We start from the raw sequence: 26955 nt of genomic DNA, 5'->3' as shown, positions 1-26955 counted from the left end.
ACGGCGGCAGCCATCAGATAGCCGGTGGCGTGGTCCAGTGCCTGCAGCGGCAGGGGCGTGGGCCGGTCACGGCCCAGCCGGTGCATGCCCGCATCGGCAATGCCAGCGCTCATCTGCACCAGACTGTCGAAACCGCGCCGCTGCTGCCAGGGCCCGCTCCAGCCATAGGCATTGAGCGACACGTCGATGAGCGAAGGATTCACCTGCCGACACCACGCGGCACCGAATCCCAGGCATTCCAGCGCGCCGTCCCGGTAGCCATGGACCAGCACATCGGCCCCGGCCAGCAGTTGCTCGAACACGGCACGATGCTGTGGCGCCCGCAGGTCCAGCCGGGCACAGCGCTTGCCCAGCGTGACCTCGGGCACCGTGCCGGGCTCCTCCCAGCCCGGCGGATCGATGCGCAACACCTCGGCGCCGTGACCCGCCAGCCATCGCGTGGCAGCGGGGCCGGCCAGAATGCGCGTCAGGTCCAGCACGCGCAGCCCCTGCAGCGGCCGTCTGGCCGATGGCTGCCAGGCACCCGCATGCCGGCTCGATTGCGGATGCGGATGTGGATGCATCTGCCACGCCAGCAAGGGCTCCCGCTGCACTGCGCGACCCTGCGGGTGCGCGGCCCATTCAGACAGCCCGCGCATGGCTGCGGCACAGCCGCCTTGCGCCACAACGGCCGACTCCAGTTCTTGTGCTGCCCAGCGCTCGACCGCGGCAGCCACGGCCTCGCGTTCGGCGGGCGCATCCAGAACGGCCAGTGCCGCTGCACGGTGATGGGGCGCATTGGTATGCAGGCGAATCCAGCCGTCCGCCGTGCGGTAGTCGCCGGCCACGGAATCCCACAGCGCGGGCATCTCCCAGCCCTGCGGATGCAGGCTATGGCCAAACCACAAGGAGGCAAGCCTGCGATCCACCACCACACGCGGCGCTGCAGCGTCGAGCTGCGCGATCAACTCGGATAGGCAAAGGCCTGCCACGCCCAGGCTGGCGGCCGCCAGATCGGAGACCGGGAACACGGAGGCCAAGGACCCACGACCTCGCTGCTCCAGACGTTGGAGCGCCACCGGATCACCATCCAGCGCCTCCCAGATCTGGCCGGTGCAATGGTCGAAAGCGCAGGGAAAAGGGAGACGGGACATGGAGCACTCCTGGCAGCTGAAACAAGGCTTGGAGTTCGCACCATAGGTTCCTGGTAAATATTGTCAATATTGATTCAATTAATCAACATATGATCGACCCATGCCCGACTACCTGAACTCCACGGAGGCCACCGCGCTGCTGGGCGTGAGCCGTGCCACGCTGTACGCCTATGTCAGCCGAGGCCTGCTGCAGGCCCACGCCGCAGACACGCCGCGCCAAAGCCGCTACCTGCGCGAAGAGGTCGAGCAGCTCGCACGCCAGCGCGGCCAGGGCCGCAAGCCGCGCGAAGTGGCGCAGGCCGCGCTCAGCTGGGGCCTGCCGGTACTGGAGTCCACGATCACATTGATAGAAAAGGGCCGCCTGTACTACCGGGGCGAGGACGCCGTGCATTGGGCGCGAACCCGCACGCTGGAGGAGACAGCCGCCCTCCTGTGGCAATGCCCGACCCAGGCAGCCTTCGCTGCAAACGCCGTGGAGGCCGCGCCTTTGCTGTCCGACCTGCAGCAGCGCATGGCAGGCCAACCGTGCGAAAACACATTGCTGCCCCTGTTCACCGTCGCCAGCGATGACACGGCCACCGCTGCCTGGCAGCAATCACCCGAACGGCTGGCGGCAGGCTGCGGTGCGCTGTTGCGCCTGCTGGCTGCCTGCCTGCTGGACACCGCGCCGGACAAGGCCGCCATCCATCTGCAATGCGCACGGGCCTGGAAGCTGGACGCGCCAGGCGCGGACCTCGTGCGCATGGCCCTGGTGCTGTGCGCCGACCATGAACTCAACGCATCAGGCTTCACGGCGCGCTGCGTGGCCTCCACGGGCGCAAGCCTGCGCGCTGCCGTGGTGGGAGGCCTTGCCGCTTTGACAGGCGGGCGCCACGGCGGCACGACCGCGCGCGTGGAAGCGCTGTGGGACGAGGTGGGCGAGCAGCAGATCGCCACCCGCCTGCGCCAGCGTCTGGCGCGCGGCGAATCCCTGCCCGGCTTCGGCCACCACCTCTACCCTGATGGCGACGTGCGTGCCGCCCTGCTGCTTGACATGCTGCCGGCGCATGGCCCGGCAACGATGCTGGCCAAGGAGGTGATGGCGCTGACGGGGCAGGCGCCTTCGGTCGATTTCGCGCTGGTGGCCCTGCGACGGCATCTGCAGCTGCCGCCGGGCAGCGCCTTCGGCCTGTTCGCGCTGGGCCGCTGCGCCGGCTGGCTGGCGCAGGCGCTGGAGCAGCGCGCCACCCGGCAAATCATCCGTCCGCGCGCGGCGTACACGGGCCCCAGGCCTGCGGGTTTGGCACGGAACTGAGCACTATGCGATAATGCAGGGCTTTTTCTTGCGGAAAGTACGCTTGATTTGAACCGCTACAAAGGTTGCAGCGGGTCAGGCACGGCTACCGCACTTGCATCAGAAGGAAAGATCATGAAAGAAGGCATCCACCCCAACTACCGCGAAGTGCTGTTCGTGGACCTGTCCAACGGCTTCAAGTTCGTGACCCGCTCCTGCGTGAACACGAAGGAAACCGAAACCTTCGAAGGCAAGGACTACCCCCTGTTCAAGCTGGACACCTCGTCCGAGTCGCACCCCTTCTACACCGGCACGCAAAAGTCGGTGGACAACATGGGCGGCCGTGTGGAGCGCTTCCGCAACCGTTTCGGCAAGAAGTAAATCCTGCTTCTCCGGCCAGAAGGGCAGCACGGGCAACCGCGCTGCCCTTTTGTTTTTCGCAGTCCGGCCAATCCATGCCGGCCAGGCATGCCCCATTCTTTTCGAGGCCCTTGCTTCGCGTATTCTTGCGCCCTCCGTTGCAGAAAGTCCTGTGAGTGAACCAGCCCACCCCTGCCATCGTTGCCCAAAGCGCCGTGCGCCGCCTGCCGCGCTGGTCGCTGCTGCTGCTGTGCCTGGCCTATGTCGTGCCCGGATATGTGGGGCGCAGCCCCTGGCGCATGGCCGACATGGAGGCCTTCGGCTACATGCGGGAGCTGGCCCTGGGCCATACCTCCTGGCTGGCACCGCGCATGGCGGGGCTGCTGCCCGAATCCGAAGGCCTGCTCTCGTACTGGCTCGGTGCGCTGGCCATGCAGGGAGCACCTTCCTGGCTGCACCCGGAGATGGCGGCACGCCTGCCCTTTATCGCCATGCTGGTGATCACGCTGGCGGCCACTTGGTGGGGCGTGTACTACCTGGCGCGCACACCGGGGGCACGCCCCGTGGCCTTTGCCTTTGGTGGTGAGGCCCAGCCTACCGACTATGCGCGCGCCATGGCCGACGGAGGGTTGCTGGCCCTGGTGGCCTGCCTGGGCCTGGCCCAGCTCTCCCACGAAACCACCAGCTACATGACCCAGCTGGGCTGCGCGGCCCTGCTGTTCTTTGCCGCCGCCGCCATGCCCTACCACGGCCGCACGGCCACGCTGGCATTGCTGCTGGGCCTGCCCGGCCTGGCACTGAGCGGCGCGCCGACCGTGGCCACGCTGTTCGGCCTGGGCGGTACCGCCATGGCTTTCTTCTCGCGCACCTGGGGCGACGAAGCCACGCCCGCCCCACGCGCATCACGCCTGTGGACCGTGCTGTGGCTGGCGGTGACGATCTTGGCGGCCGCACTGTCCTGGTGGCTGGACCAGTGGGCCTGGCGCGTGGTGGACAGCGGCACTGCAAAGGAATGGCAAAGCCTGGTCAGGCTGCTGCTGTGGTTCAGCTGGCCCGCCTGGCCGCTGGCACTGTGGACGCTGTGGGTTTGGCGTCGCCAGATCGCCACGCCCCGGCGCTATCCCCATCTGGCGCTGCCGCTGTGGTTTGCCATCATTCCGGTGATCGCTTCGTTGAGCACGCTGCCAGCAGACCGCGCCCTGCTGCTGGGCCTGCCCGCCATCGCCACGCTGGCGGCCTTTGCCCTGCCCACGCTGCGCCGCAGCATCAGCGCCCTGATCGACTGGTTCACCCTGCTGTTCTTCAGCGCCGCGGCCATTGCCATCTGGGTGATCTGGCTTTCGCTGCAGACCGGCATTCCCGCCAAGCCCGCCGCCAATGTGGCAAGGCTGGCCCCGCAGTTCACGCCGGAATTCTCGGTGCTGTCCTTCGCCGTGGCGGTGGCCGCCACCCTGGCCTGGTGTGTGCTCGTGGCCTGGCGCACCTCGCGCAACCGTGCGGCCATCTGGAAGAGCCTGGTGCTGCCCGCCAGTGGCGCCACGCTGGCCTGGCTGCTGCTGATGACGCTGTGGCTGCCGCTGATGGACCATGCGCGCAGCTTCGAGCCACAGATGCGCCTGGTACTGGCCGAACTGCCCAGGGACGGCAGCTGCGTTCAAACCTATGGCCTGCCGCGCGCCCACATTGCCGCGCTGCGCTACTACGGTGACATCGATACCCAGCGCCTGAGCATGGCCGGTGCCGCGCGCTGCGACTGGATGGTGGCCGAGGAAGAAACCTGGCTGGATCCTCACAGCGCACGCCTGCAGGCCACCTGGGAGACCGTGGCCCGCGTGGTACGCCCCACCGACCGCAAGGACTTCCTTCTGGTCTTGAAACGCAGGCCTGAGGCGAGGCCCGTCCAGGTCAAGCCATGAACCTGCCAGCGCACGCCCCCCTGAGCGCAGAGCGACGCACCATTGCCCAGCATGCCCTGACCGTGCTGGCCGGGCAGTTGGCCGTGATGGCCTTCGGCGTGACCGACACCATCGTGGCGGGCCGCTATTCAGAGGAGGCGCTGGCGGCGCTGTCCGTGGGATCAGCCATCTTCGTGAGCGTCTACGTCTCGCTGATGGGCATTTTCCAGGCCCTGCTGCCGCTGTGGGCCGAGCACCGCGGCGCCGGACAGCCCCAGGACATAGGCCGCACGCTGCGGCAGGCCATGTACATGCTGCTGGCGGCCTGCGCCGTGGGCATGGGCGTGCTGCTGTTTCCCGATGCACTGCTGCGCTGGGCCGATGTTCCGCTGCCGCTGCAGGTGCAGGTGCGGGCCTATCTCTCGGTGCTGGCCTGGAGCCTGCCGGCCGCCCTGCTGTTTCGCATCTACAGCACGCTCAACCAGGCGCTGGGCCACCCCTTGCTGGTGACCTGGCTGCAGCTGGTGTCGCTGCTGATCAAGATCCCTTTGTCCATCTGGCTGGCCTTTGGCGGAGCCGGCCTGCCGGCCTTGGGCGCCGAAGGCTGCGCCTGGGCCACGCTGATCGTGAACTACGCCATGGTCGCGCTGGCCTTGTCTTTGATGCGCAGCCAACGCCTGTACGCACCGCTGGCGCTGTGGCAGCGCATGGAGCCGCCGGACTGGCCCCAGCTGGCGCAGTTCGCGCGCCTGGGCATTCCGGCGGGACTGGCGATTTTGGTGGAGGTGACATCGTTCACGCTGATGGCCTTGTTCGTGGCGCGCCAGGGCACGCTGGCCTCGGCCAGCCACCAGATCGCCGCCAACCTTGCGGCGCTGTGCTACATGGTGCCTCTGTCACTGGCCATTGCCACCAGCGCACGGGTCAGCTACTGGCGCGGCGCCGGCGACGAGGTCACGGCGCGGCGCCTGGTCGCCATGGGCTGGCGACTGGCGGCAATGGGCGGGTTGGTGCTGGCCTCTGCGCTGTTCCTTTCCCGCGAGGGCCTGGCCCGCATCTACAGCGGCAACCCCGAGGTGGTGGCCGTCACCGCCAGCCTGCTGGCCTGGGTGGCTGCCTACCATGTGGCGGACGCCATCCAGACTTTCTGCATCTTCGTGCTGCGCTGCTACCGCATCACCGTGGCGCCGCTGGTCATCTATTGCCTGCTGCTATGGGGTGGCGGTCTGGCCGGCGGATACTGGCTGGCCTATGGCACGGACAGCGTCCTGCCCGCCTGGCTGCACCCGGGCACGCCCGCCCCCTTCTGGGCCGGCAGCGCCTGTGCGCTGCTGGTGACCGCCGTGGTGTTCAGCGCGGTCGTACGCAAGGCCACAAACCGCTGAGCGGGCAGCGGCCATCCGTCAGAGCGCGCTATGCGGCGCGGCTGCCCCGGCTGTCGCTGCTGTCACGGGCCTCGGGCGCAGGAATGCGCACCCGGCTGGCCGGAAAGGTCACCGAAAACTCCGATCCCTGGCCCGGCGCGCTGGTGATGCCCAGCTTGGCACCATGGCGCTGCAGCACATGCTTGACGATGGCCAGGCCCAGGCCCGTGCCGCCGGTATCGCGCGAACGGCTGCGGTCCACGCGGTAAAAGCGTTCCGTCAGGCGCGCCAGGTGCTTGGGCTCGATCCCTGGCCCGGAGTCCTGCACGGCAAAGCGTGCCGATCCATCGGGCAAGGTCTCCCAGGTGACGTCGATGCGCCCGCCTGCCGGTGTGTAGCGCATGGCGTTGGCCAGCAGGTTGGAGAAGGCGCTTTGCAGCTCGGCGCTGGCGCCGGCCACCTCGCCGGCCTGCGCCAGCATCTCGGCCGACGGAAAGCTCAGCGCATGCGGCAGGGATTGCTTGCGCGTCAGCATGGACGACAGGCCGCGTGCCTCGTTTTCGCAGCGCTGCATGAGCTGGGCCACGGGCACCCATTCGTTGCTGCTGGGCAGCGGACTGCCCTCCAGGCGCGACAGCGCCAGCAGGTCTTCCACCAGATGCTGCATGCGCTCGGCCTGCTGGGCCATCAGGCCCAGGTAGCGGTTGCGTTCCTCGGGCTCCAGCGGCAGGTTCTGCAGCGTCTCGACAAAGCCCACGAGCACGGTCAGCGGCGTGCGGATTTCATGCGAGACGTTGGCCACGAAGTCACGGCGCATGGCCTCGGCCTGCTCCACCGCGGTCACATCGCGCGCCAGCAGCAGCTTGCGCCCTTCGCCATAGCCGTACAGTTGCACCGACAGCTTGACGGGGCGCGAGGCCGTGCTTTCGCGGCCCTGCATGACCAGATCGCGCGAGAAATCCTGGGTGGCGAAATAGGCGCTGAACTCGGGGTCACGCACCAGGTTGCCAATGCTTTGCAGCAGGTCGCGTTCGGCATCGAAGCCGAACTGGCGCGCCGCGATCTGGTTGCACCATTCGATGCGGCCGTCGGCATCCAGCAGGACCACGCCGTTGGGACTGGCCTGCAGGGCAGAAAGAATGTCATTGAGCCGCTGGTCGCCCTGCTGCACCTGCTGCACGCTCTGGCGCAGCCAGCGGCGCATGCGCACGCTGGCTTCTCCCCAGATGCCGCTGAGTTCAGGCGCCTCCCGCAGCTCCGACTGGCGCAGCCAGGACAGCAGGCGCATGGCGTTCCAGCTGTCCACCAGCCACCAGATCCAGCCCGCGCACAACGCACCCGCCAGGGCCGCCACGGCCTGTGACGCCATGCCGGGGCTGGAGGCCGCCATGGCGCCCCACAGCCACCATCCCAGCAATGCGCCCGCGATCTGGGACGCCAACAAGCGAAAACCTCGCCAACCCATACTTGCGCCTTCTTTGCGTTGTATTCGCTGCCTGGGGCAGCGGCGCCCGGGCATGGCCTGCGGGGGCCATGCGTGGATTCATTGGAACGCAGGACCGCCTCAGGCCAGCGCCTGCGCGCTGAGCCGGTAGCCGGCGCCCCGCACCGTTTCGATCAATGCACCGGCCATGCCCAGCGCCTCGCGCAGCCGCTTGACGTGGACGTCCACCGTGCGCTCCTCGATGAAGACGTGATCGCCCCAGACTTTGTCCAGCAACTGGGCACGGCTGTGCACACGCTCGGGGTGCTTCATTAGATAGTGCAGCAGCTTGAACTCGGTGGGGCCCACCTTGATCATGTCGCCCTGCCAGCTCACGCGGTGCGCGGCGGCGTCGAGCACCAGCTCGCCGATGCTGACCTTGTCCTGGATCTGCTCGGGCGCGCGGCGCCGCAGCACGGCACGGATGCGCGCCAGCAGCTCCTGGGTCGAGAAGGGCTTGGTGATGTAGTCATCGGCACCCGCATCGAGCCCCGCCACCTTGTCCGGCTCATCGCCGCGCGCCGTGAGCATCAGGATGGGTACGGCCTTGGTGCGGCTGTCGGCGCGCCACTTGCGCGCCAGGGCCAGACCGCTGGCACCGGGCAGCATCCAGTCGAGCAGGATCACGTCGGGCAGCACGGCATCGAGCTCGCGCTGCGCGGTCACGCCGTCCTCGGCCCAGACCGGCTGGAAGCCGTTGTGCCGCAGGTTGACAGCGATCAGCTCCGCGATGGCGGGCTCGTCCTCGACGATAAGGACCATGGGCATCTTCTTCATCCGTTGTTCGCCTCCGGCACTTACAGCACTGCCGACTCGATGGCATCCATGGTCTGGTGGCGGACATCCTTGCCCTCCACCAGATAGATGATCAGCTCGGCCACATTCTTGGAGTGGTCACCGATGCGCTCAATGGCCTTGGCCAGGAACAGCAGGTCCAGGCTGGCCGAGATGGTGCGCGGGTCTTCCATCATGTAGGTGATGAGCTTTCGCACAAAGCCGTCGAACTCCTGGTCGATCAGGTCATCTTCCTTGAGGATGGCCACGGCCGCCTTGGTGTCCAGCCGCGCAAAGGCGTCCAGCGTCTTGCGCAGCAGGCCCGAGGCCATCTCGGCCGCAGTGCGCAGGTCGCCCGTGGGCAGGGAGCGTGCGGCGCCGCTTTCGATGATGGACTTGACCATGCGCGCCATCTTGTGCGCTTCGTCGCCCATGCGCTCCAGGTTGGCCGTGGCCTTGGAGAAGGCGATCAGCAGGCGCAGATCGCGCGCCGTGGGCTGGCGTCGGGCAATGATGGACGACAGTTCGTGGTCGATCTCCACTTCCATGGCATTGACGCGCTTTTCTGCGGCATCGACCTGCTCCACGGCCTCGATGCTGAAGCGCGACAGCGCATAGACGGCTTGGCGGATCTGGGACTCGACCAGGCCGCCGAGTTCCATTACGCGCGCCGAGACGCGGTTGAGTTCGCTGTCGAACTGGCTGGAAAGGTGTTTTTCGGTCATCGATGGCTCCTGCTCAGCCGAAGCGGCCGGTGATGTAGTCTTCCGTTTCCTTGCGCTGGGGCTTGAAGAACATCTGCTCGGTGTCTCCGAATTCCACCAGGTCGCCCAGGTACATGTAGGCCGTGTAGTCGCTGCAGCGGGCCGCCTGCTGCATGTTGTGCGTGACGATGACGACGGTGTAGTCGTTCTTCAGTTCGGCAATCAGCTCCTCGATCTTGGCCGTGGAGATCGGGTCCAGGGCCGAGCAGGGCTCGTCGAGCAGCAGCACTTCGGGCTTGATGGCAATGCCGCGTGCAATGCACAGGCGCTGCTGCTGGCCACCGGACAGGCCCGAGCCGCTTTGCTGCAGCTTGTCCTTGACCTCGCCCCACAGGGCCGCCTTGCGCAGTGCCCATTCCACACGGTCGTCCATGTCGGAGGAGCTGAGGTTTTCAAACAGCTTCACGCCGAAGGCGATGTTGTCATAGATGGACATGGGAAACGGCGTGGGCTTCTGGAACACCATGCCGACCTTGGCGCGGATCAGCGCCACGTCCTGCTTGCTGGTCAGCAGGTTCTCGCCGTCCAGCAAGATCTGGCCTTCGGCGCGCTGCTCGGGATACAGCTCGAACATGCGGTTGAAGGTGCGCAGCAGCGTGGACTTGCCGCAGCCCGACGGGCCGATGAAAGCCGTGACCTTCTTTTCGGGAATGTCCAGGTTGATGCCCTTCAAGGCGTGGAACTTGCCGTAGTAGAAGTTCAGGTCGCGCACCGTCAGCTTGGAAGAGGTCAGCGCGCTGGAAGAGGTCGCAGTCATTGCGGAATCCTTGTCCTGGTTGATTGCTTGTTGCTGCATTACTTCTGGCGGGTCAGGAACCGCGCCAGGATATTGAGACCGAGCACCGCCACGGTGATCAGGAACACACCGGCCCAGGCCAGTTGCTGCCAATTCTCGTAAGGGCTCATCGCGAACTTGAAGATGGTCACCGGCAGGCTGGCCATGGGCTTGGACAGGTCGGCATTCCAGAACTGGTTGTTCAGCGCCGTGAACAGCAGCGGGGCGGTCTCGCCGGCAATGCGGGCCACGGCCAGCAGCACGCCGGTGATCACGCCGGCGCGCGCTGCACGCAGCGTCACCATGATGATGACCTTCCACTTGGGCGTGCCCAGCGCGTAGGCGGCTTCGCGCAGGCTGGCAGGCACCAGCACCAGCATGTTCTCGGTGGTGCGGATGACCACGGGAATCACGATCAGCGCCAGCGCCACCACGCCCGCATAGCCGGAAAAGCTCTTGAAGCGCGCCACGACCACGGTGTAGACGAACAGGCCGATCACGATGGACGGCGCCGACAGCAGGATGTCGTTGACGAAGCGTGTGGTATTGGCCAGCCAGCCACGCGCATCGTATTCAGCCAGGTAGACACCGGCCATCACGCCGATGGGCGTGCCCACGAACGTGGCCAGCGCCACCATGATCAGCGAGCCGAAGATGGCGTTCGCAATGCCACCGGCCTCATTGGGCGGAGGCGTCATCTCGCTGAACAGTGCCAGGCTCAGGCCGCCGATGCCCAGGGTGATGGTCTCCCACAGAATCCAGATCAGCCAGAACACGCCGAAGGCCATGGCAGCCAGGGACAGGGTCAGCGCCACCTGGTTCACACGCTTGCGCTGGGCATACTTGGCCTGGCGCACGCGCGACAGCTCGGCGGCATTGATCATCTTGGTGGAGGTGCTGCTCACGAGCGTGCTCCTTCATTCTTTTGCAGGCGGTTGAGCAGGACCTTGGAGCAAGCCAGCACCACGAAGGTGATGAAGAACAGCACCAGACCCAGATAGATCAGCGAAGCCTGGTGCAGGCCCTCGCCCGCTTCGGCGAACTCGTTGGCCAGGGCCGAGGTGATGCTGTTGGCAGCCTCGAAGACCGACAGCGAGTTGAGCTGGTTCATGTTGCCGATCACGAAGGTCACGGCCATGGTCTCGCCCAATGCACGGCCCAGGCCCAGCATCACGCCGCCGAGCACGCCGGTCTTGGTGTAGGGCAGAACCACCTTCCAGACCACTTCCCAGGTCGTGGAACCCAGGCCATAGGCAGACTCCTTGAGCAGGGCCGGAGTGACCTCGAACACATCGCGCATCACGGAGGCGATGAAGGGAATGATCATGATGGCCAGGATGATGCCGGCCGACAGGATGCCGATGCCCACCGGCGGGCCGGACACGAAGGCCTCCAGATAGGGAACGCCCTGGAACAGCTTTTGCAGGGGCTGCTGCACATAGGTGGACAGCACGGGGCCGAACACCATCAGGCCCCACATGCCGTAGACGATGGAAGGCACGGCGGCCAGCAGCTCCACGGCCGTGCCCAGCGGGCGCTTGAGCCAGGCCGGCGACAGCTCGGTGAGGAACAGCGCGATGCCGAAGCTCACGGGCACCGCAATCAGCAAAGCGATGGCCGAGGTGGCCAGCGTGCCGTAGATCATGACCAGGCCGCCGAATTCGTTGCGAACGGGGTCCCAGACACTGCGGCCGAGGAAACTCAGGCCGTATTCATAGATGGCGGGCCAGGCACCGACCAGCAGCGAGGCCAGGATGGCCAGCAGCAGGCCCAGCGTCAGCAGCGCGGCCAGACGCGCGAGAGCGCCAAACAAGCGATCCGCCACGCGCCCCGACAGCATCGGGGGGCGTAGCGGAGAAGGTGTGCGTCGCTGGGAAGCCTGTGCAGAGGCGGCCAGCGAGTTCGAGGGCGACGTTGTGGACACGTGAGGCGCCTTTATTCGCGGTTTGTGAAGAGATCAGGGGAGCCATGATGCACCTGCCGGCGGTGCGCCATGGCCCCCTTTTCAGGGTTTACTTCAGGGAAATGGCAGTGCCGGAGGTGTCCTTGATCTGGCCCCAGGATTGGAAGATCACGTTCTTGACGGCGTCAGGCATGGGCACGTAGTCCAGGTCGGTGGCGGTCTTGTCGCCGGACTTGTAGGCCCACTCGAAGAACTTCAGCGAGGCAGCGGCCTGTGCAGGCTTGTCCTGGGCCTTGTGCATGATGATGAAGGTGGCCGAGGTGATGGGCCATGCCTCCTTGCCAGGCTGGTTGGTCAGGATCTGGTAGAAGCTCTTGGCCCAGTCGGCACCGGCAGCAGCGGCCTTGAAGGTGGCGTCATCAGGGGACACGAAGGTGCCGCCTGCGGTCTGCAGCTGGGTGTAGGTCAGCTTGTTTTGCTTGACGTAGGCGTACTCGACGTAGCCGATGGAGTTGGGCAGGCGACCCACGAAGGCGGCCACGCCTTCGTTGCCCTTGCCGCCTGCGCCCGTGGGCCAGTTCACAGCCTTGCCTTCGCCAACCTTTTCCTTCCACTCGGCATTGACCTTGGACAGGTAGTTGGTGAAGCCGAAGGTGGTGCCCGAGCCGTCAGCGCGGCGCACGGGAGCGATGGTGGCGTCAGGCAGGTTCACGCCCGGGTTCAGGGCCTTGATGGCCTCGTCATTCCACTTGCTGATCTTGCCCAGGTAGATGTCGCCCAGCACCTGGCCGGTCAGCTTGAGCTGGCCGGGCTGGATGCCCTTGATGTTGACCACGGGCACGATGCCGCCGATCACGGTGGGAAATTGCACCAGACCCTTCTTAGCCAGTTCTTCATCCTTGAGCGGCTCGTCGGAGGCGCCGAAGTCCACGGTCTTGGCTTCGATCTGCTTGATGCCGGCGCTGGAGCCCACGGACTGGTAGTTGATCTTCACGCCGGTGGCCTTGTTGTAGTCCGCAGCCCACTTGGAGTACAGCGGAGCCGGGAAGCTGGCGCCTGCGCCGGTGGCTTCCTGCTGAGCCAGGGCCTGGCCCACGCCGCCCGCAGACAGAGCACCAGCCACCAGAATGTGAATCACAGACAACTTCATGTACAGACCTCTTAGGGGTTGAAAGATGCGATGGCTGGACTGTAAGAAGGCTTTGTGACATTGATGTGACATGGAAAAAAGGCGTCACAAACAGCAGGCCTTCCCATGTAAGAACCCGGTCATCGCGATGTCACAATTCCGTCTTAGTCTTGTGTGTCGCACGAGCAGGCACCAGACAGGTGCAGCCCTGCCCGCTCGGACATCGCTGTGCAATCGTGCTCGACGAATCTTGATTGGCGTTTCTTTCATGGCACCAGAATCCCTGCTCGCTGCCGTTGACCTCGGGTCCAACAGCTTTCGCCTCGAAATAGGCCGCGTCGGCAGCCACCAGCGCATAGAGCGCGTGGAATACCTCAAGGAAACCGTGCGCCAGGGCAATGGGCTCAACGAGCGCCATGAACTGACTGACGAAGCCATGCAACGCGGCTGGGACTGCCTGGCACGCTTTGGCGAACGGCTGGCCGGCTTTGCGGCCGACCAGGTCCGCGCCGTGGCCACACAGACCCTGCGCGAGGCCCGCAACCGCGATGTCTTCATCGCGCGAGGCAGCACCCTGCTGGGCTTTCCCATCGAAGTCATCTCGGGCGAGGAAGAGGCCCGGCTGATCTATCGCGGCGTCTCCAGCCTGCTGCCGCCATCGTCTCAACGGCGTCTGGTGGTGGACATTGGCGGGCGCTCTACCGAAGTCATCATCGGCCAGCATGGCGAAGCGCGCCAGGTGGCCTCCTACCCCATAGGCAGCGTGGCCTGGAGCACGCAGTTCTTTGGCGAGGGCACGCTGTCGCGCGCGCACTTCTCGGCCGCCATCAAGGCGGCGCAGGCAGCCCTCACCCAAACCGTATCGGCCTATCCAGCCACCGCCTGGGACTGCGCCTATGCATCGTCAGGCACGGCCAACGCCGTGGGCGACATCCTGGCTGCCAACGGATATTCCGGCGGGCTGATCACGCCCGACAGCCTGCGCTGGCTGCATGAGCAGCTGATGGAGGCCGGCCATGTGGACCGCATCCGCCTGGCCGGACTCAAGGAAGACCGGCGAGCCGTCATCGCCGGCGGCCTGAGCATTCTGATGGCCGCCCTGGGCCTGCTGGGCATCGACGAACTGGAGGTTGCACAGGGCGCGCTGCGCCAGGGCGTGCTGCATGATCTGCTGGAACACGAGCCGCCTGCCGATCGCGAAGCCGCCGAGATCGCGGCGCTGCAACAGGACTTCGGCATTGACACATCCCACGCTCTGCGTGTTCGCAAGGTGGCACGCTGGGCCTGGCAATCGCTGCAGGCGCAGCAGCCGCCCGATGCACTGGCCACGCACGCACTGGACACGGCTGCCAGCCTGCATGAGATCGGCATGCGCATCTCTCTGAGCGCCTACCACCGCCACGGCGCCTACATCACCGAACACTGCAGTGCTGCCACCTGGCCCGTGGAGCTGCGCGAACGCATCACCCAGCTGGTGCTTGGCCACCAGGGCAAGCTGCGCAAGCTCGAGGCTGCCATCGAGGACCGGGCTGTGGCCTGGCCATTGCTGGCGCTGCGCCTGGCCGTGCAGCTGTGCCACGCCCGGCGCGATCCCGATCTGCAGGGCATGCGCCTGCACCGCTCGGACAGCGTCTTTCACCTGACCGTGCCGGAAGGCTGGACCAGGAGCTACCCCCAGTCCGCCCAGTTGCTGCGCACCGAAGCCGTGGCCTGGCAGAAGACGCCTTGGACGCTGCAGTTGCATCTGCACTGAACGCCGAACATCTCCGGCTGCCGCAGCGACAAGCAAAAAGCCCTGCCAGCGCAATGCGTTGGCGGGGCTTTTTCGATTGCACAGGGCAGGCGCGCGGCGCCCTGACAGGATATGCGGCTCAGGCCCGAGGGCCGTAACGCTCCATCAAGGCGTTCTGCGCCCCCAGGCCCGTGGTCGGATAGGGTGCGCGCTGGTAGGCGCCATTGGCTTCCAGCGTCCAGGCGTCGCGGTTGTCATGCAGGCTGGCGACAAGACATTCGTCTATCACCTGCTGGCGCAACGCCGGATCGCGCACAGGCCAGGCCAGCTCCACCCGGCGCATCATGTTGCGGTTCATCCAGTCCGCACTGGACAGCAGCAACTCCTGCTGATTGCCCCAGGCGAAGTAGAAGACGCGCGAATGCTCCAGGAAGCGGCCGATGATGGAGCGCACGCGGATGTTGTCCGTCCAGCCCTTGCGCTGCGGCGGCAGCATGCAGGCGCTGCGCACGATGAGATCGATGCGTGCGCCCTGCTGACCGGCACGCACCAGGGCCTGCATGAGCAACTCGTCAGTCAGCGCATTCATCTTCAGCACAATCCGCGCCTCTTCGCCGCGCTGTGCGGCCTCGCCCACCTGGGCAATCAGCGCCAGCATGCGATCGTGCAGCTGGAACGGTGCAATCACAAGCTGGTGCAGCTTGGGCAAGCGGTTGTGGCTGGACAGGTGGCTGAACACGGCATCCATGTCGGCCGTGATCTGCGCATCGCAGGTCAGCTGGCTGATGTCGGTGTACAGGCGCGCCGTGCGCACGTTGTAGTTGCCGGTGGACAGGTGGCCGTAGCGCTTGAGCTGGCCGCTGCGCTTTTCGCGCCGGGTAATCAGCAGCATCTTGGCGTGCGTCTTCAGGCCCAGCACGCCGTAGACCACCTGGGCGCCCAAGGCCTCCAGCTTTTCGGCGGAGTTGATGTTGGCCTCTTCGTCAAAGCGGGCCTTGAGTTCCAGCACGGCCAGCACTTCCTTGCCGCGGCGAACCGCCTCGGCCAGCAGCTGCATGATCTCGGAGTCCGATCCCGTGCGGTAGATGGTCTGCTTGATGGCCAGCACCTCAGGGTCATTGACGGCTTCGCGCAGCAGCTCCAGCACGCCGTCGAAGCTCTCGAAGGGCTGGTGGATCAGCACATCACGCTTGCGTATCTGGGCCATCACCGAGCGGCCCGGCTGCAGCTGGCGCGGCCATGCCGGACGCCAAGGCGGAAACAGCAGCGCGGGGTCATCGACCAGATCCACCAGCTGCGACTGGCGCACCAGGTTCACGGGCCCCTTGACTCGGAACAGTGCCTCGGTCGGCAGGCCGAACTGGCCCAGCAGCAGGTCGGACAGCATGGGCGAGCAGGCAAAGGACACCTCCAGCCTCACCGCCTGGCCGTAGTGGCGATGGTGCAGACCCTGGCGCAGGGCCGTGCGCAGGTCGCTGACGTCTTCCTCATCCACTGCCAGGTCCGAATGGCGCGTGACACGGAATTGCGCAAACTCCGCCACCTCACGCCCCGGGAACAACTCGACGAGATGGGCGCGCACGATGCTGGAGATGCTCACGAACAGGCGCTGCTTGCCCGCGATCTTCTCGGGCAGGCGCACCAGGCGCGGCAAGACACGCGGCACCTTGACGATGGCCACCTCGTTGGCACGGCCAAAGGCATCGACACCTTTGAGGCGCACGATGAAGTTCAGCGCCTTGTTGGCCACCTGGGGGAATGGATGGGATGGGTCCAGGCCCACGGGCATGAGCAGCGGCTGGACTTCGCGCAGGAAGTACTCGCGCACCCATTTGCGCTGGGCGCTGCTGCGCTCGCCATGGGATACCACGCGTATGCCCTGCCCCGCAAAGGCGGGAATCAGTGACTGGTTGTACAGCGTGTATTGGCGCAATACCAGCTCATGCGCCTTGTCCATCAGCGAGCGGAAGCTCTGCAGGGTGTACAGGCCCTTGGCGTCGCCGGCCTTGGCGGCCGTCACATGCGGGGCGCAACGCACCTCGAACCATTCGTCGAGATTCGAGGAGACGATGCACAGATAGCGCAAACGCTCCAGCAGCGGCACATCTTCACGCACGGCCCAGTCCAGCACGCGCTCATTGAAGGCCAGGATGCAATGGTCACGGTCAAGAAACTGTTGCTGCTGCTCTTGCACTTCACCGCTTTCGGCTGTGGCGTGCAGTCCAGTGTATTCGGGGGCGGGAAGCCTTGCAGAAGAAGCAGAGGCAGAAGCCGCAATGGCCTGGCCCTGCAGCTCCGACAAGGCGGTGGAGAGGCTTTTCGCCAGAGGCATCATCGGGACATTCAGGGGTGCAGAGACGGGTATGGGAGCTGTCTGGCGGGCCATGCCCAGCGAAGCCGGCCCTGCGGGCACGGCACGCGCTCCCTGTTCATGTTCTGGTTCGGCAGGTGCGGCAGAGGCGCCACCGGGAATCGGCGTGAATGTCTGGGGCATGGATGCAGGGGCCCGGCCTGGGCAGGACCCGGTAGTCACCCCGCTAGCCGGGGATTCGGGCAGTCTGCCCCGGATTTGTGACATGTTCATGACATGCATTCCTCTGTTCATGACATCTGTCATACAAGCCAAGTCAGGCGCAAGCAACGGCGCAGAAACCGTCACGCAAAAGTCATGACCCAGTCACACCGGCACGAGAGCGACGCGAGATCGCCGGGGTGCTAAGCTAGCTGCCTTCCCCTGGATGCCGTTGGCTGCTGCAAACCTGCCGCAGCCGTGCCGTCGTCCGCCTTTCGCGCATGCCCTCTTCCAATCCCCCCGAAAGCCGCCTGGCCGCCATCGACATTGGCTCCAACAGCTGCCTGCTGGCCATGGCCCGCAGCGACGGCGCAAAGGTACAGCTGCTCAGCCATCGCAAGGAAGCCATACGCCTGGGCAGCGCCCTCGACGCCCAGGGCGCCTTGAGCCTGGAGGCCATGCAGCGCGGCTGGGCCTGCCTGGAGCGCTATGCGCAGGTGCTGGGTGATTTGCCCCGCCACCGCGTACGTGCAGTGGCCACGCAGACGCTGAGAGAGGCATCGAATCGCCAGATCTTCCTGGACGAAGGCCAGCGCATCCTGGGCTGCCCCATCGAGGTCATTGACGGCGAGGAGGAAGCACGCCTGATCTATCGCGGCGTCGCCCAGTTGCTGCCGCCCGGCGCCCAGCGGAGGCTGGTGGTGGACATCGGCGGCCGCTCGACCGAGCTGTGCCTGGGTCAGCAGCGGCAAGTACTGCAGGCACGCTCCTTCGCCTTCGGCAGCGTGACCTGGGCCTTGCGCCACTTCCCCGATGGCGAGCTGTCGGCCCAGGCCCTGTCCCAGGCCGAAGCAGCCGTGGCCGACATCATTGCGCCCGAAGCAGGACTTTTCGCTGCCGGGCAATGGAGCCATGCCTATGGCTCCTCGGGCACGGCCGGTGCCATTGTCAAGGTCCTGGCCCATGCGCCCGGCGGCACGGCCGGCTGGATCACGCGGCAGGGACTGGACTGGCTGCATGCGCAGTTGCTGCGCGCAGGCCATGTCGACCGTGTGAACATGGACGGACTCAAGGAAGAGCTGCGCCCCATGATCGGCGGCGGCATGAGCGTGATGCGGGGCATCTTCTCCAGCCTGGGCATCGAGCGCATGCGCGTCACGCACGGCGCCCTGCGCCATGGCGTGCTCTATGAATTGGCCCACAAGCTCGATGCGCAGGCCAAGGGCCGGCAACGACAGTCCACCGGCACCTGAAAACCAAGGCCCTGCCCTCGCCAGGGAACGACAAAATGCTGTTTTGCGCGCAAGTGCTACACTTTGTAAGTTCCCCCTCATCCCTTTACCACCGCCCTAACGCTTCGCCATGTCCGCGCCGACGATTGCGTACGACCCTGTACTCGAACGTCCGTCTTCGATGATGGCGGCGTCGCTGCAGCGCAGCCTGCGCGAGCAGCAGGCACTGCTCGACAATGCCGGCGTGGGCATCGTCTTCATCCGCCAGCGCGTCATCGTCCGATGCAACCAGTGCTATGCCGACATCTTCGGCTACGCGGGCGAACACGCGCTGGTCGGCATCAACAGCGAGCACCTGCACCCCAGCCGCGACGAGCTGCGCAGCCTGGGGCGCGAGGCCTATCGCACGCTGAGCGCGGGCCTGTCCTTTCGCACGCAGCGCCGCCTGCGCCGCAAGGATGGCAGCCTGTTCTGGGGTGAACTGACGGGCCGGCTCATCAATCCGGGCGATGCACGCGAAGGCTCCATCTGGATCGTCAGCGACATCGACGACCGTCTGCGCGCCCAGCAGGCCCTGAGCCAGGCCCACGAACTGCTGGAGCAGCAGGTGCGCGACCGTACACGCGAACTCAGCGCCACGGTGGAGAACCTGCACCGCGAGATCGCCGACCGCAAGCTGGACCAGGAACGCATCTACTGGATGGCGCACTACGACGCGCTCACCGGCCTGCCCAATCGCACGCTGCTGGCCGAGCGCAGCGCCCGCGCCATCGAGCTGGCCAAGGTCAACGACACGCCACTGGCCGTGATGTTCCTGGACCTGGACCATTTCAAGCATGTCAATGATTCGCTGGGCCATCGCGTGGGCGATGCCCTGCTGGTGGAGATTGCCCGCCGCCTGCGTGCCGTCGTGCGCGACCGCGATACGGTGGCCCGCATCGGCGGCGACGAATTCGTGCTGCTGCTGCCCGGCGCCAATGCCCAGGGTGCGGCTCGCGTGGCAGGCAAGCTGCAGGAGGCGTCGCGCCAGGCCTACCAGATCGACCGCCACGAACTGACCATTGCGCCGTCCATGGGCATCGCGCTGTACCCGCGCGACGGCCACGACATCGACTCGCTGACACAGGCCGCCGACGCGGCCATGTACCACGCCAAGCAGGCCGGCCGCAACACCTACCGCTTCTTCACTCCGCAGATGCAGGCCCAGTCCCTGCGCGCCCTGCAGTTGGAGAACGCCTTGCGGCGGGCGCTGGAGCGCAATCAGCTGTATCTGCACTACCAGCCGCAGATCACCCTGAGCACCGGGCGCGTGCGCAGCGTGGAGGCACTGCTGCGATGGGAGCACCCCGAGCTGGGCTCGGTCTCGCCCGCGGAGTTCATCCCCGTCGCCGAGGACAGCGGCCAGATCCTGCAGATCGGCGAATGGGTGCTGCGCAGCGCCATGCAGCAACTGCAGGCCTGGCGCAATGCGGGGCTGCGGGACCTGAAGGTGGCCGTGAACCTGTCGGCCATCCAGTTCCACCAGCAGCAACTGCCCGAAATCATCAACCGCATCCTGCTCGACAGCGACCTGCCGGCCGATTCTCTGGAGCTGGAGCTGACCGAGGGCGTGGCCATCCATGATCCGCGCCAGGCCACGGCGACCATGGACCGGCTGCGCGAGCATGGCGTGCGCCTGGCCATGGATGACTTCGGCACCGGCTATTCATCCCTGAGCCAGCTCAAGCGCTTTCAGATCTACAAACTCAAGATCGACCAGTCCTTCATCCAGGACCTGGACCACGACAGCAATGACCGCGCCATAGTCAGCGCCATCATCCGCATGGCCCAGGCCCTGGGCATGCAGACCACGGCCGAAGGCGTGGAAACGGAGGCGCAGCTGCAGTTCCTGCGCGAGCAGGGCTGCGATGAAGCCCAGGGCTACCATTTCAGCCGCCCGCTGCCGCCCCAGGCGCTGGAGGCCTTTCTGCGCAGCCAGGGCTGAACAGCTCACCGCGCCACGGTCTGCAGACGAAAAAGCCGAAGACTGCAGCTTCGGCTTTCCATGGCCGGGCACGTGCCGCCCGCCGCTCAGGGCATGGGTGAATTCTTCGCCACGCTGGCCAGGCGCTCGGCGCAGCGGCTGGCCTGGTCGCCATCGCGTGCCTCCACCATCACGCGCAGCAAAGGCTCGGTGCCGCTGGCGCGGATAAGCACGCGCCCCGTATCGCCCAATTCGGCCTTGACGGCCTCGGTGGCTTCCTCCAGCTGGGTGTTGCGCTTCCAGTCCTGGCCCGGCTGCAGCCGCACGTTGAGCAATACCTGGGGAAACAGCTGGACCGAAGACAGCCACTGCGACAGGCTCTTGCCCGAACGCACGCAGGCCTGCAGCACCTGCAGCGCGCTGACCAGGCCATCGCCAGTGGTGTGCTTGTCCAGCGCCAGCAGATGGCCCGAGCCCTCGCCCCCCAGTGTCCAGCCCTGGCGGTGCAGCTCCTCCAGCACATAGCGGTCGCCGACCTTGGCGCGCACAAAGCCCACCCCCTGGGACTTCAGCGCCACCTCCACGGCCATATTGGTCATCAGTGTGCCCACGGCACCCGGCACGGCCTCGCCACGCGCCAGCCGATCGGCCGCCATCAGGTACAGCAGTTCGTCGCCGTTGTAGAGCCGGCCAGCCGCATCGACCAGCAGCAGCCGGTCGGCATCACCATCCAGCGCCACACCGAAGTCGGCCTTGTTCGCTCGCACGGCCAGCACCAGGGCCTCGGGATGGGTGGCACCCACGCCTTCGTTGATGTTCAGTCCATCGGGCGCACAGCCAATGGCCACCACATCGGCCCCCAGTTCATGGAAGACCTTGGGGGCGATCTGGTAGGCCGCGCCATGGGCTGCATCGACCACGATCTCCACACCCTTGAGCGTGAGCGCATGGTCGAAGGTGCTCTTGCAGAACTCGATGTAGCGCCCTGCCGCGTCTTCAAGGCGCCGGGCCTTTCCCAGAGCGGCAGAGTCGACCCATACGGGATCTTCGGTCAAGGCCTGCTCGACCTCTTCCTCCCAGGCATCGGGCAGCTTGGTGCCCTGTGCGCTGAAGAACTTGATGCCGTTGTCGTAATAAGGGTTGTGGCTGGCGCTGATGACCACGCCCAGGCTGGCGCGCTGGGCGCGCGTCAGATAGGCCACGCCCGGCGTGGGCAGGGGGCCCAGCAGCATCACGTCCACGCCGGCAGAGTTGAACCCGGACTCCAGCGCGCTCTCCAGCATGTAGCCCGAGATCCGCGTGTCCTTGCCGATCAGCACCATGGGACGGGCTTCCTTGCGCCGCAGCACACGGCCCACGGCATGCGCCAGACGCAGCGCGAAGTCGGGGGTGATGGGCGAACGGCCCACCAGGCCGCGAATTCCATCGGTACCAAAATATGTGCGTGCCATAGTGCTCCTTTGTTGTTCAGTCGTTGTCGTGCATGGTCTGCCAGACCGTCAATGCCGCCACCGTATCGGCCACGTCGTGCACGCGCACCACGCGCGCGCCACGCTCCACCGCCAGCAGTGCCGCCGCCACGCTGGGCACCATGCGCTGGCCCTGTGGACGGCCACTGACCTGCCCGAGCGAGCCCTTGCGCGACCAGCCGGCCAGCAGCGGGAAGTCTAGGCCCAGCAATTCATGCTGGCGTGCAAGCAGGGAAAAATTCTGTGCCACGCTTTTGCCGAAGCCGATGCCATAGTCCCAGACGATGCGCTCCCGCGCCACGCCCCGGGCCAGCAGGGCATCGCTGTGCAACTGCAGGAAATCGCGCACGGCGGGCACGGCATCGCCTTGCATGGGCGTGGTCTGCATGTCCTGCGGCGTGCCATGCATGTGCATGAGACAGATGCCGCAGCTCGGGTGCGCGGCCACCACCTGCTGCGCGCCCGGCTGGCGCAGCGCCCAGATGTCGTTGACGATGTCGGCCCCCAGATCCAGCACGGCCTGCATGACCTCGGGCTTGTAGGTATCGACGGAGACAGGCACGCCCAATTGCACCGCGCCCTGCACAACAGGCAGCACGCGCCGCAACTCCTCATCCAGCGGAACAGCCGGTGAGCCGGGCCTGGTGGACTCGCCGCCAATATCGAGGATGTGCGCGCCCTCACTGACCAGTTGCTCTGCATGCCACAAGGCCTGCTCCACCGTGTTGTGCCGCCCGCCGTCGGAAAACGAGTCGGGCGTCACATTGACGATGCCCATGACCAGTGGACGCTGAAGGTCTAGAACAAAGCGCGAAGTCTGCCATTGATGCGGCATGGGATTTCCTGAAGGTAGGCGCCCGCCGGACCGGGTTCATCGCTGGCCGTTGCGGGCGATTGAGCACATCCTGCAAGCAAAGCAAAAGGGCCCCTCAGGGCCCTTTGCATAGGATTGGCCGATTCTGCGGCAAGCAGCTCAGGCCGTGGTGGGCGCAGGGTCGGCATCCACTGCCGGCGTGCCGCCGGACGAGTTGCCACCGTCGGACGACGGAGGGTTGCGCGGCACCCAGTCCTTGGGAGGACGCGGCTCACGGCCGGCCATGATGTCATCGAGTTGCTCGGCGTCGATGGTTTCCCAGTCGAGCATGGCCTTGGCCATGGCATGCATCTTGTCGGAGTTGTCCTCGATCAGCTTGCGCGCCAGTCCGTACTGCTCGTCGATGATGCGGCGAACCTCCTGGTCCACCTTCTGCATCGTCTGCTCGCTCATGCTGTTGGTCTTGCTCATCGAGCGGCCCAGGAAAGGCTCGCCTTCCTGCTCCGCATAGACCATGGGACCCAGCGCGTCGGTCATGCCGTAGCGGGTGACCATGTCGCGTGCGATCTGCGTGGCCCGCTCGAAGTCGTTGCTCGCGCCCGTGGTCATCTGGTTCATGAACACTTCTTCGGCAATGCGTCCACCGAACAGCATGGCGATCTGGTTGAGCATGAACTCCTTGTCGTAGGAGTAGCGGTCCTTCTCGGGCAGGCTCATGGTCACGCCCAGCGCACGGCCGCGCGGGATGATGGTGACCTTGTGCACGGGATCGCACTTGGGCAGCAGCTTGCCGATCAGTGCGTGGCCTGCCTCGTGGTAGGCCGTGTTGCGGCGCTCTTCCTCGGGCATGACCATGCTCTTGCGCTCGGGGCCCATGATGATCTTGTCCTTGGCCTTCTCGAAATCCTGCATCTCGACGGTGCGCGCATTGCGGCGCGCGGCCATCAGGGCTGCTTCGTTGCAGAGGTTGGCCAGATCGGCGCCCGACATGCCAGGCGTGCCGCGCGCGATCACGCCCGGGTTCACGTCCTGGCCTACAGGGATCTTGCGCATGTGCACATTGAGGATCTGCTCGCGGCCACGGATGTCGGGCAGCGTCACATACACCTGACGGTCGAAACGGCCGGGGCGCAGCAGCGCCGCATCCAGGATGTCGGGACGGTTGGTTGCAGCCACGACGATCACGCCGAGGTTGGTCTCGAAGCCGTCCATCTCGACCAGCATCTGGTTCAGGGTCTGTTCACGCTCATCGTTACCACCGCCCAGGCCTGCGCCACGCTGGCGGCCCACGGCATCGATTTCATCGATGAAGATGATGCAGGGTGCATTCTTCTTGGCGTTCTCGAACATGTCGCGCACGCGGGCCGCGCCCACGCCGACGAACATTTCAACGAAGTCGGAGCCCGAGATGCTGAAAAACGGAACCTTGGCTTCACCAGCGATGGACTTGGCCAGCAGCGTCTTGCCGGTACCCGGAGGACCGACCAGCAGCAGGCCGCGCGGAATGCGCCCGCCGAGCTTCTGGAACTTGTTGGGGTCCTTGAGGAAGTCCACGACTTCCTTGACCTCTTCCTTGGCTTCGTCGCAGCCTGCAACGTCGGCAAAGGTCACGGTGTTGTTGTTCTCGTCCAGCATGCGCGCCTTGCTCTTGCCGAAGCTGAAAGCACCGCCCTTGCCGCCGCCCTGCATCTGGCGCATGAAGTACACCCACACGCCGATCAACAGCAGCATGGGCCCCCAACTGACGAGCAGGGTCATGAGGACCGAGCCTTCTTCGCGGGGCTTGACGTCGAACTTGACGTTGTTGTTGATCAGGTCACCCACGAGCCCGCGATCCAGGTAGGTGGCGGTGGTGCGCACCTTGCGGTCATCGTTGGTCGTGGCCACGATCTCGGTGCCGCCGGGGCTTTCCTGGATGGTGGCGCTCTTGATGCGATTGCTTCGCACCTCTTCCAGGAACTCGGAGTAACCGACATGGGACGCGCCAGCGCCGCCACGGGTGTCAAATTGCTTGAACACCGTAAACAGCACCATGGCGATGACCAGCCAGACGGCAATTTTTGAAAACCACTGATTGTTCAAGCGGGGCTCCAATGGGGGATACAGATAAAACGACTTCCAGCGTGCTCGAAGCGTATTTGCGGTCCATTTTAGGTGTTTCAAGCTGGCTGGTCGCCTATATCCCTCTATAGCAGCCATAGCTTGAATACGGTCTTGACCCGGGTCAGGGCAGCGCCGGGCGGCTGCACAGAGCTACTTGAGCCCCATGCCCACCAAAAACGTCTCCGAAGACTTGTCACGCGAGGACTTGGGCTTGATCGGCTTGACCACCTTGAAGGTCTGCCGGAACAGCGCAACCAGGTCATCGTAGGCCCCGCCGTGGAAGAGCTTCACCACCAAGGCGCCTTCAGGTTTCATATGGTGGATGGAAAAATCAACCGCCAGTTCGACCAGCAGCGCAATGCGCGCCGCATCCGTCGTGCCGTTGCCCGACAGGTTGGGCGCCATGTCGGAGACCACCACGTCGGCCTTGCCCCCGCCCAGGGCCTCCTGGAGCTGGGCCAGAACCGGCTCCTCGCGGAAATCGCCCTGGATGTACTGCACGCCCTCAATGGGCTCCATGGGCAGCAGATCCAGCGAGATGATGCGGCCGTTGAGAGCGCCGACGGCCGCCCCGTTGGGCGACAGGCAACGGCGCACATACTGGCTCCAAGCCCCGGGTGCGCAGCCCAGGTCCACCACCGTGGCACCCGGCCGGATGAGCTTGAGCTGCTCGTCGATCTCCTTGAGTTTGTAGGCCGCGCGCGCGCGGTAGCCGTCCTTCTGGGCGGCCTTGACGTAAGGATCGTTGACGTGGCTGTTGAGCCAAGCCTTGTTGACCTTCTTGCTTTTTGTGTTGACTTTCATGCTGGATTCTTTCAGCCTCGATAATACGGCCATGCCCCAAATTCAATTGACTCCCGCCGAGCGCCGGGAACACCGCGCCAACGCACACCACCTGGACCCCGTGGTCCTCATCGGGGGTGACGGCCTGACGGCTGCCGTGCAAAAGGAGGTCAACGCCGGCCTTAACGCACATGGCCTGATCAAGGTCCGTGTCTTCAACGACGACCGCGCCGCACGCGAGCAGATGTATCTGCAGCTGTGCGACGAGCTTGGCGCTGCACCCATTCAGCACATCGGCAAGCTGCTGGTGCTCTGGCGCCCCATGCCGGAAAAGGAAAAAGCCATCGACGAGAACCGCATGCCCGGCCCTCGCGATGTCAAGCTGCTCAAGTTCAGCAAGCGCTCCGGCCAGAAGCCCGAGGTCAAGCAGATCCGCGTGCTGGGCAACCAGCGCCTGACGGCAGGTGGCCAGGTCAAGCGCGCCAAGCCCAAGCAGAAGTCGGTCAAGAAGCGTCAGGCAGACTGAGTCCGCCGCATCCATGACCGTAGCATCCCATGCCGCCAGCGTGGCCCAGGCCGCGCAACCGCCCTCCGCCTCCCCCTCTGCGCAGCAGCGCTTCGTGATCTGCATGAAGTGGGGCAAGAAGTACGGTCCGGAGTATGTCAACAGGCTCTACGCCATGGTGCGCCGGCATCTGAAGGGCGATTTTCGCCTTGTCTGCCTGACCGATGACGGCGTGGGGATTCGCGACGAGGTCGAATGCCTGCCGATTCCTCCGCTGAACCTGCCCGCGGGCATTCCGGAGCGTGGTTGGAACAAGCTGGCCACCTTCAGTGCCGACCTGCACGGCCTGCGCGGCACGGCGCTGTTTCTTGACGTGGACGTGGTCATCACCGGGCCGCTGGACGATTTTTTCACCGAGCCCGGCGAGTTCCTGATCATCCACGACTACAAGCGTCCGTGGCGCATCACGGGCAATTCCTCGGTGTACCGCTTCGAGCTGGGTGCCCACCCCGAGGTGCTGGACTACTTCCGCACGCATTTCGAAGAAATACGCCGCAACTTTCGCAATGAGCAGGCCTATCTGTCCGATATGCTGCACAAGCAGGGCAAGCTCAAGTACTGGCCACAGGCCTGGTGCCCAAGCTTCAAGTACCACTGCATTCCGGCCTGGCCGACGAACTACTGGAAGCCGCCCTTCGTGCCCGAGGGTGCACGCGTGGTGATCTTCCACGGCGAATGCAACCCGCCCGACGCGTTGGCCGGCCGGCGCAATCGGCGCTTTCGCTATATCCGGCCTGCCACCTGGGTGGCCGAGCACTGGCACGAGTGAGCAGCTCGACCCACAAAAAAACGCCCGCGCTGAACTGACCCCAAGAAGTTGGACGGTTGGAAGCTAGCGGCTCAAGGCCTGAGTTCGGTACTGTACCGGGCTCAGGCCTTTTAGTTTGAGCTTGATGCGTTGGTGGTTGTAGTAATGAATGTAGCGGCGC

23 protein-coding genes are annotated in these 26955 nt (G+C 65.5%); 9 read left to right on the top strand and 14 right to left on the bottom strand.

The window, feature by feature from the left end; genetic code table 11:
* Nucleotides 1–1133: CoA transferase (locus L995_RS23700; protein WP_047473912.1), on the bottom strand; the 1133-nt coding region annotated here is incomplete at its 3' end.
* A gap of 100 nt (nt 1134–1233) precedes the next feature.
* On the opposite strand from L995_RS23700, the gene L995_RS23695 reads away from it, so the two are divergent.
* The 4 genes from L995_RS23695 to L995_RS23680 all read left to right on the top strand — a co-directional run bounded on the left by L995_RS23695 (nt 1234) and on the right by L995_RS23680 (nt 6046).
* Nucleotides 1234–2427 carry a citrate synthase family protein gene (locus L995_RS23695; RefSeq protein WP_047473910.1) on the top strand — a complete coding sequence of 398 codons (1194 nt, stop codon included), beginning with the start codon at nt 1234–1236 and terminating at the stop codon, nt 2425–2427.
* A gap of 114 nt (nt 2428–2541) precedes the next feature.
* Nucleotides 2542–2787: a type B 50S ribosomal protein L31 gene (locus L995_RS23690; protein ID WP_012206708.1), complete on the top strand. Its 246-nt coding sequence runs from the start codon at nt 2542–2544 to the stop codon at nt 2785–2787.
* 155 nt (nt 2788–2942) lie between these two features.
* Nucleotides 2943–4682 (top strand): hypothetical protein, encoded by a 1740-nt coding sequence (locus tag L995_RS23685; protein WP_016447454.1) that lies wholly within the window; start codon nt 2943–2945, stop codon nt 4680–4682.
* The gene (locus L995_RS23680) at nt 4679–6046 is read left to right on the top strand and encodes an MATE family efflux transporter (protein WP_047473909.1); all 1368 of its coding nucleotides are present in this window, start codon (nt 4679–4681) and stop codon (nt 6044–6046) included. Before L995_RS23685 ends, L995_RS23680 begins: the two co-directional genes overlap by 4 nt.
* Before the next feature lie 28 nt (nt 6047–6074).
* Here the strand turns inward: L995_RS23680 and phoR are convergent, their stop codons facing one another.
* The 7 genes from phoR to pstS form a co-directional block, all read right to left on the bottom strand.
* Nucleotides 6075–7469, bottom strand: coding sequence for a phosphate regulon sensor histidine kinase PhoR (phoR, locus tag L995_RS23675; protein WP_016447456.1), 1395 nt, complete (start codon nt 7467–7469; stop codon nt 6075–6077).
* A 120-nt stretch (nt 7470–7589) separates the two neighbouring features.
* On the bottom strand, nt 7590–8285 hold the full coding sequence (gene phoB / locus L995_RS23670; protein WP_016447457.1) for a phosphate regulon transcriptional regulator PhoB: 696 nt from the start codon (nt 8283–8285) through the stop codon (nt 7590–7592).
* Between the two features lie 20 nt (nt 8286–8305).
* Nucleotides 8306–9007: a phosphate signaling complex protein PhoU gene (gene phoU / locus L995_RS23665; protein ID WP_016447458.1), complete on the bottom strand. Its 702-nt coding sequence runs from the start codon at nt 9005–9007 to the stop codon at nt 8306–8308.
* A 13-nt stretch (nt 9008–9020) separates the two neighbouring features.
* Nucleotides 9021–9803, bottom strand: coding sequence for a phosphate ABC transporter ATP-binding protein PstB (gene pstB, locus L995_RS23660; RefSeq protein ID WP_016447459.1), 783 nt, complete (start codon nt 9801–9803; stop codon nt 9021–9023).
* A 38-nt stretch (nt 9804–9841) separates the two neighbouring features.
* A complete protein-coding gene (gene pstA, locus L995_RS23655) occupies nt 9842–10705 on the bottom strand; it encodes a phosphate ABC transporter permease PstA (RefSeq protein ID WP_034347746.1) in 864 nt (287 codons plus the stop codon).
* 17 nt (nt 10706–10722) lie between these two features.
* Nucleotides 10723–11661, bottom strand: a complete 939-nt coding sequence (gene pstC, locus L995_RS23650; protein ID WP_016447461.1) for a phosphate ABC transporter permease subunit PstC — start codon at nt 11659–11661, stop codon at nt 10723–10725.
* Nucleotides 11662–11833: 172 nt separating this feature from the next.
* Entirely contained in the window at nt 11834–12874 is a 1041-nt protein-coding gene (pstS, locus tag L995_RS23645) for a phosphate ABC transporter substrate-binding protein PstS (protein ID WP_016447462.1), read from the bottom strand.
* A gap of 247 nt (nt 12875–13121) precedes the next feature.
* Here pstS and L995_RS23640 point away from each other — a divergent pair, with 247 nt between their 5' ends.
* Nucleotides 13122–14606, top strand: coding sequence for a Ppx/GppA phosphatase family protein (locus L995_RS23640; RefSeq protein ID WP_016451340.1), 1485 nt, complete (start codon nt 13122–13124; stop codon nt 14604–14606).
* Between the two features lie 118 nt (nt 14607–14724).
* Here the strand turns inward: L995_RS23640 and ppk1 are convergent, their stop codons facing one another.
* Nucleotides 14725–17169 (bottom strand): polyphosphate kinase 1, encoded by a 2445-nt coding sequence (gene ppk1, locus L995_RS23635; protein ID WP_047473911.1) that lies wholly within the window; start codon nt 17167–17169, stop codon nt 14725–14727.
* A 209-nt stretch (nt 17170–17378) separates the two neighbouring features.
* Between ppk1 and L995_RS23630 the strand changes: the two genes are divergently transcribed.
* On the top strand, nt 17379–18350 hold the full coding sequence (locus tag L995_RS23630) for a Ppx/GppA family phosphatase (protein ID WP_047473908.1): 972 nt from the start codon (nt 17379–17381) through the stop codon (nt 18348–18350).
* 109 nt (nt 18351–18459) lie between these two features.
* Nucleotides 18460–20313, top strand: a complete 1854-nt coding sequence (locus L995_RS23625; RefSeq protein ID WP_016451338.1) for an EAL domain-containing protein — start codon at nt 18460–18462, stop codon at nt 20311–20313.
* 86 nt (nt 20314–20399) lie between these two features.
* Here the strand turns inward: L995_RS23625 and glmM are convergent, their stop codons facing one another.
* From glmM to L995_RS23605, 4 genes are all read right to left on the bottom strand, one after another.
* Entirely contained in the window at nt 20400–21743 is a 1344-nt protein-coding gene (gene glmM / locus L995_RS23620; protein ID WP_047473907.1) for a phosphoglucosamine mutase, read from the bottom strand.
* A 16-nt stretch (nt 21744–21759) separates the two neighbouring features.
* Nucleotides 21760–22596 (bottom strand): dihydropteroate synthase, encoded by an 837-nt coding sequence (folP, locus tag L995_RS23615; RefSeq protein WP_047473906.1) that lies wholly within the window; start codon nt 22594–22596, stop codon nt 21760–21762.
* A 138-nt stretch (nt 22597–22734) separates the two neighbouring features.
* Nucleotides 22735–24657, bottom strand: coding sequence for an ATP-dependent zinc metalloprotease FtsH (gene ftsH, locus L995_RS23610; protein ID WP_016447469.1), 1923 nt, complete (start codon nt 24655–24657; stop codon nt 22735–22737).
* Between the two features lie 171 nt (nt 24658–24828).
* Nucleotides 24829–25482 (bottom strand): RlmE family RNA methyltransferase, encoded by a 654-nt coding sequence (locus L995_RS23605; protein WP_016447470.1) that lies wholly within the window; start codon nt 25480–25482, stop codon nt 24829–24831.
* A 31-nt stretch (nt 25483–25513) separates the two neighbouring features.
* Between L995_RS23605 and L995_RS23600 the strand changes: the two genes are divergently transcribed.
* Together L995_RS23600 and L995_RS23595 are read left to right on the top strand one after the other, a co-directional pair.
* Complete coding sequence (locus tag L995_RS23600; RefSeq protein WP_012206726.1) at nt 25514–25987, top strand: YhbY family RNA-binding protein; 474 nt, start codon at nt 25514–25516, stop codon at nt 25985–25987.
* Between the two features lie 13 nt (nt 25988–26000).
* Nucleotides 26001–26795, top strand: a complete 795-nt coding sequence (locus L995_RS23595) for a hypothetical protein (RefSeq protein WP_046238475.1) — start codon at nt 26001–26003, stop codon at nt 26793–26795.
* Nucleotides 26796–26858: 63 nt separating this feature from the next.
* On the opposite strand, the gene L995_RS32295 is transcribed toward L995_RS23595, so the two are convergent.
* On the bottom strand, nt 26859–26955 hold a 97-nt coding region (locus L995_RS32295; protein ID WP_156136120.1), incomplete at its 5' end, for an IS3 family transposase.

This window comes from Delftia sp. ZNC0008 (assembly GCF_000799035.1).
Taxonomy (GTDB): Bacteria; Pseudomonadota; Gammaproteobacteria; order Burkholderiales; family Burkholderiaceae_C; genus Comamonas; species Comamonas tsuruhatensis.
This window is presented reverse-complemented; position numbering and strand designations above follow the sequence as displayed.

Bases quoted from the DNA above. Each gene is read 5' to 3' on its own strand.
- L995_RS23695 (WP_047473910.1), top strand. From the start codon at position 1,234: ATGCCCGACTACCTGAACTCCACGGAGGCCACCGCGCTGCTGGGCGTG.
- L995_RS23690 (WP_012206708.1), top strand. From the start codon at position 2,542: ATGAAAGAAGGCATCCACCCCAACTACCGCGAAGTGCTGTTCGTGGAC.
- L995_RS23680 (WP_047473909.1), top strand. From the start codon at position 4,679: ATGAACCTGCCAGCGCACGCCCCCCTGAGCGCAGAGCGACGCACCATT.
- phoB (WP_016447457.1), bottom strand. From the start codon at position 8,285: ATGAAGAAGATGCCCATGGTCCTTATCGTCGAGGACGAGCCCGCCATC.
- phoU (WP_016447458.1), bottom strand. From the start codon at position 9,007: ATGACCGAAAAACACCTTTCCAGCCAGTTCGACAGCGAACTCAACCGC.
- pstB (WP_016447459.1), bottom strand. From the start codon at position 9,803: ATGACTGCGACCTCTTCCAGCGCGCTGACCTCTTCCAAGCTGACGGTG.
- pstA (WP_034347746.1), bottom strand. From the start codon at position 10,705: ATGATCAATGCCGCCGAGCTGTCGCGCGTGCGCCAGGCCAAGTATGCC.
- pstC (WP_016447461.1), bottom strand. From the start codon at position 11,661: ATGCTGTCGGGGCGCGTGGCGGATCGCTTGTTTGGCGCTCTCGCGCGT.
- pstS (WP_016447462.1), bottom strand. From the start codon at position 12,874: ATGAAGTTGTCTGTGATTCACATTCTGGTGGCTGGTGCTCTGTCTGCG.
- L995_RS23640 (WP_016451340.1), top strand. From the start codon at position 13,122: ATGGCACCAGAATCCCTGCTCGCTGCCGTTGACCTCGGGTCCAACAGC.
- ppk1 (WP_047473911.1), bottom strand. From the start codon at position 17,169: ATGAACATGTCACAAATCCGGGGCAGACTGCCCGAATCCCCGGCTAGC.
- L995_RS23630 (WP_047473908.1), top strand. From the start codon at position 17,379: ATGCCCTCTTCCAATCCCCCCGAAAGCCGCCTGGCCGCCATCGACATT.
- L995_RS23625 (WP_016451338.1), top strand. From the start codon at position 18,460: ATGTCCGCGCCGACGATTGCGTACGACCCTGTACTCGAACGTCCGTCT.
- glmM (WP_047473907.1), bottom strand. From the start codon at position 21,743: ATGGCACGCACATATTTTGGTACCGATGGAATTCGCGGCCTGGTGGGC.
- folP (WP_047473906.1), bottom strand. From the start codon at position 22,596: ATGCCGCATCAATGGCAGACTTCGCGCTTTGTTCTAGACCTTCAGCGT.
- L995_RS23605 (WP_016447470.1), bottom strand. From the start codon at position 25,482: ATGAAAGTCAACACAAAAAGCAAGAAGGTCAACAAGGCTTGGCTCAAC.
- L995_RS23600 (WP_012206726.1), top strand. From the start codon at position 25,514: ATGCCCCAAATTCAATTGACTCCCGCCGAGCGCCGGGAACACCGCGCC.
- L995_RS23595 (WP_046238475.1), top strand. From the start codon at position 26,001: ATGACCGTAGCATCCCATGCCGCCAGCGTGGCCCAGGCCGCGCAACCG.